The 1,212-nt window shown below is 67.7% G+C and carries 2 protein-coding genes; both read left to right on the top strand.

The genetic code is table 11. The annotated features are described in order from the left end of the window. The first annotated feature begins 206 nt into the window (after nt 1-206). Nucleotides 207-602: a hypothetical protein gene (locus ACFVVO_RS38035; protein ID WP_390061368.1), complete on the top strand. Its 396-nt coding sequence runs from the start codon at nt 207-209 to the stop codon at nt 600-602. Nucleotides 603-1,043: 441 nt separating this feature from the next. Then, nucleotides 1,044-1,212 (top strand): transposase (locus ACFVVO_RS38030; protein ID WP_390061407.1); only part of this gene is annotated, 169 nt, incomplete at its 3' end.

Here is a 1,212-nt window from a genome sequence, read left to right as displayed (position 1 = left end):
CGACGACCACCGCTGACCGTCCTTGGGGGTGCACTTCTGCTGTTGGGGAGGGCACCCCTTCCGCGTCCTCCGCATACCTTCGGCCGCATAGACACCCGCGACTGGCCGAGATCTACGATCCGCTCGATTCCGACCGCAGTGCGTGCTCGCTGGCCGTCCCGGCACCCCCTTGGCGTCCCGATGCGCCGTCCTGCGAGAGTGGTCCCGTGCTGCTGAATCCTGAGAACACTCTGTTCGTCCGTGGTGCCACGCCCGTGCTCCTGCTGGCCGACGCGCCTGTCCACGATGCCCTGCCGCTCCTGAGCGCGCCGGACGGGGCGGTGCCCCTGTGCGAGGGCTGGAACATCGTTCCCCGACTCACCCTGTGCGTCGTAGACGGACCTGGAGACCACGGGCTCGTCGTCCCCGCTCTCGCCGCGCCGGTGGTCGGCGGAACCGACGACGGCACGGCACCGAGCGACATGGGCGACTGGTGCGCGGATGCCGAGCAGGCCGGCGGAGCAGTCGTTCTGTCTTTGGACCACCTGCCTGGGGCACTCGACTGGTCTGCCCTGTTGTCCTCGGGCACCGCCTGCGGCGGCTTCATGCCTGCGCTGGCCTGACCGAGGAGCGTCGGACTTTCTCCCAGCAGGCCTGCGTGTGCGGCGAAGCAGCATTACGCCTGCTGGCTTTGCGAGCCTTGAACTCTGGACTGCTTCGTCCCGAAGCAACTTGGGACGCTCGCTGTCCTGGGCCTGCTGCGCCTGTCACCTGCGCTGATGGTCCGCTGACGTCCATGGTTGTTCGCGGTTGTGCGTCGTGGTTCTCACGCAGTTAGACACTCAGGGCACCTCGCACGCGGGGCCGTGGCGCAAGCCTCTGAGAGGCCGCGTAGGGCCTCGTACAGGTCGCCGTAGGCCGTCCAACAGTGGGTCTGTACGGTGAGTGGTGTAACTCCCGAGCTGGAAGCGACAGTTGATGACTGACGTGACGAGTGACATCGAGGCCGGGAAGGCCGCTGTGAGTGGGACGAGCGCCGTGGATGACGGCTGGTCGCCGAGCTGGTGGCCCGGGCTCAGGCCAGTGGCGTGAAACTCACCGGGGATGGCGGCCTGCTGCAGCAGCTGACCAAGCGGGTGCTGGAGGGCGAGCTCACTGATCATCTGGGGCACGAGCCCGGTGAGCGGGCCGAGGGTGGCAGGGACAACTACCGCAACGGGCACCGCTCCAAGA

Origin of the sequence: Streptomyces sp. NPDC058145 (genome assembly GCF_042884245.1) — a bacterium.
Lineage (GTDB): Bacteria > Actinomycetota > Actinomycetes > Streptomycetales > Streptomycetaceae > Streptomyces.
This window is presented reverse-complemented; position numbering and strand designations above follow the sequence as displayed.